Source organism: Candidatus Magnetaquicoccus inordinatus (assembly GCF_004217665.1).
GTDB classification, from domain to species: Bacteria; Pseudomonadota; Magnetococcia; order Magnetococcales; family Magnetaquicoccaceae; genus Magnetaquicoccus; species Magnetaquicoccus inordinatus.
The window spans coordinates 18,996-21,830 of record NZ_RXIU01000038.1 but is presented as its reverse complement, the minus strand read 5'-3'; the positions used below and the strand labels follow the sequence as shown (position 1 = coordinate 21,830).

Genomic DNA, 2,835 nt, shown 5'->3' with positions numbered 1-2,835 from the left:
AAAATTGTTCGAGGGATGCCCGGGTCAACCATCGACGCATGACACGCTGGGCCTTCTCATCCACATCAAGCCAACGTGACCGATCAATCCGCAGATCGTGTAACAGAGAAAGGAGATGGGCCTCAATGAAACCCCTGATATCATCGGGTGCTGCTTGGTCAACCCATGGCAGCAACAGGGATTCCGCCATTCCGGCTATCGCCCTGGGTGTAGATTCAAAAGCGAACCGATCACCGATCATTCCCCAGTTTACGAAACGCTTGATGACCGGCATTGACGCATAGGTCTGGATGAGCATTCCACAAACATTCTGGGCGGCTAGCATATAAGCATGCCCCGCCAACCGCGAGCCATAGAGCGATCCACCGAAACCTGCCGCATCCATGACTTCGCTCGGCAGAACAGTAGAATTCATGATGTGTTCCGCAAGCATCCTGGGTGCGGTCGCAACCTCAAAAATTCCAATCTTGGTTTGCCGTTCCGCCCAACCCCATTGCCACTGGGGCACCATTTCTACGAGAAACTTGGCAATTTTGTGGATGCCAGGACGGGATGGATCAAAATACGTCAGATAAAAACGAATCAGCCTGGAGACCGCCAACCTGGATCGTTGTCCTCGAAGCTGCCTCAAATATTCATCAAGAAAATTTCCATCGTCAATCAGTGGGTGCTGGCCCATACCAAGGCATTCAGAGACATAACGCCAGTCACGAGAGGAGATGGATTTCCATGAGCCTGTTGTTCTGGCCTGGAACAACCGGTTCCGCAAGTCGTTCAGGTCAATGAGACTAACAGATGTACTGACATCGCGTAAACGTTTTGCCACAGCATGACTGGCATGAAATATCTGAGGCGTCGACTGGTACACCAGTTTTTTTGGTACCCATGCAGTAACTTTCTCCAGCGCATCGTCCAGGTTCACTGGTGTCCTTCCTGAATCTGATGTTCAACCTGTTCCAGTTGGCTCGCCTTGGGTGTGGTCATAATAAAGCGCAAATCAATTCTCCTGTTCTGGCGCTTGTTGTCGGCGGAGTCATTGGGACGGACCGGTCGTTGTTTGCCGTAACCCGATACGCTGAGAACGGCCTGAGCTTTGGTGTTTCTCAGCAATACGAGCTTTGGGTTTCCGTCAATCATGGAATGATAGGTTTGAAGCCCACGCTGGACCGAAAGGTTCCAATTCAGCGCGTCATCACCATCGCCGTCGGTATGCCCCTCGACAAAAACGGCTTCAATGGTATGCGGCGTATCTGGGCAGGATGCAGGTCGATCCTCGCCTGGTATTGTTGCGAAGCACGGCAATACAGCGTTCAAAGACCGTCCGAGGACGACAATGGCATCTCGACCTTTCCCGGTCAGATCTGCACGATTGCGATCAAAAAGGATATTCTCCGGAAGACGTAGAATACCGTTCTCTATATCGATTTCGACCGATATTCCTCGATCTTTCAAGGATTTTTGCAATTTCTCAAGCATCTCTTTGCGCGTATCCTCAGCACTTAACAGAGTTTTAGCTGTCTTGGTAATTTGGACGGCTGCCTCGTTAAACTTCAGTGCGAAGAACATCAACATAAGAATAAACAAGAAGAGCATGCCGACCATCATGTCGGTCATGGATGCGAAAAACCCTTCGTCTTCCTGGTTGACTGGTACGTGGCGACGTCGAATGGCCATGGCGCGCTATTCCCGGCTCACCGTAAGCCTGGGTGTTGACGAGCGGCTGTAACCACATTTTCCAGGGACTTGGTTGCGTTAGACAACTCTCCCGCCACCTCCTGCAGCTCCTCAATGTTACCGGCCAATATACTTACTGTCTGCGCCAATGAGCCATCAATTTTTCTGACCTGCTCGTCAAGCATGGTCGTGTTTTTGTCAACAAGATTGATGATTTTTATCACTGCGTTACCAAGATTTTCATCCGCTTTGTCAAATTGGCTGGCATGCCGATTCCAGACAACCTGCAATTCTTGCAGCGTACTGGAAAGTTCCTTGGATAGTGCGGCACTCAGCCGATGTGTTTCATCCAAAGCATTGACCGTGGTCTCCACCGACATTGTTGAGTTGTCGATAGCCTCTCTCAATGCCTGTGTCGCTAGTTTCAAAGGCTGTCCGGCATCAACGAGTGCCCGTGCCGCTGTGGATAGTGATCCTTCTGTTTCCCTGGCTGCACGATTAACACCGTCCAGAGCCTGGGCGTGCAGGCCGATTTTACCTTCCACGGTATCCATGGTCGCACTGACCTTATCAATACTCCCCTTGAATTGAGTGAGTACCTGATCTGTGCTAGAGATCACTTTGGCGGCTGCTTGACCAACACCTGTTTCTGCTTGACTGCCTGCAGTAATGATGCGCTCAACGGCTTCGCCAATGTGGTCAGAATTGCGATTAGATGCTTCCTGCATGGTCTCGGCAGCCTTGACAAGCCGCTCGGTCAATCCGGCCACACCATCAACAGCACCCTGACGTATCTGGCCTGTGATTGCAGCAACAGATTGGGCCATTTGCTCGGAGGCATCCCTCATCGCATGGATGACCGATTTGGTCTCAGTGGTCATCGCCCCAGTAGCGTCAGTCGTGACATCACGCAATTGTACTAGTGCCTGTTGAATGGCATTCGAGTTGGCCTGGGTGCCTATTTCAATGCGTGCAACCGCATTCGCAATCTGTTGGGCGAACAGCGTACCCGACTCCTGGGTTGTATTGCGCATGACTCCACCGGCATCCGTCAGACTGGCGCGAATGATATCCGCCACATTGGACAGTCCATCAGTGGCCGCTCTCAATTGTGCGTCTAGGGTATCGCGGGTTCTGTCAACATCGTTGCGTACAGAGGCA

The 2,835-nt window shown here is 51.5% G+C and carries 3 protein-coding genes; all 3 read right to left on the bottom strand.

The features are described from left to right. On the bottom strand, positions 1-922 hold a 922-nt coding region (locus EJP87_RS05085), incomplete at its 3' end, for an EH signature domain-containing protein (RefSeq protein ID WP_130470777.1). Further along, on the bottom strand, positions 919-1,674 hold the full coding sequence (locus EJP87_RS05080; protein ID WP_130470776.1) for an OmpA/MotB family protein: 756 nt from the start codon (positions 1,672-1,674) through the stop codon (positions 919-921). The genes EJP87_RS05085 and EJP87_RS05080, both read right to left, overlap by 4 nt. A gap of 17 nt (positions 1,675-1,691) precedes the next feature. Beyond that, the coding region (locus EJP87_RS05075; protein ID WP_227657461.1) for a coiled-coil domain-containing protein at positions 1,692-2,835 on the bottom strand (1,144 nt) is incomplete at its 5' end.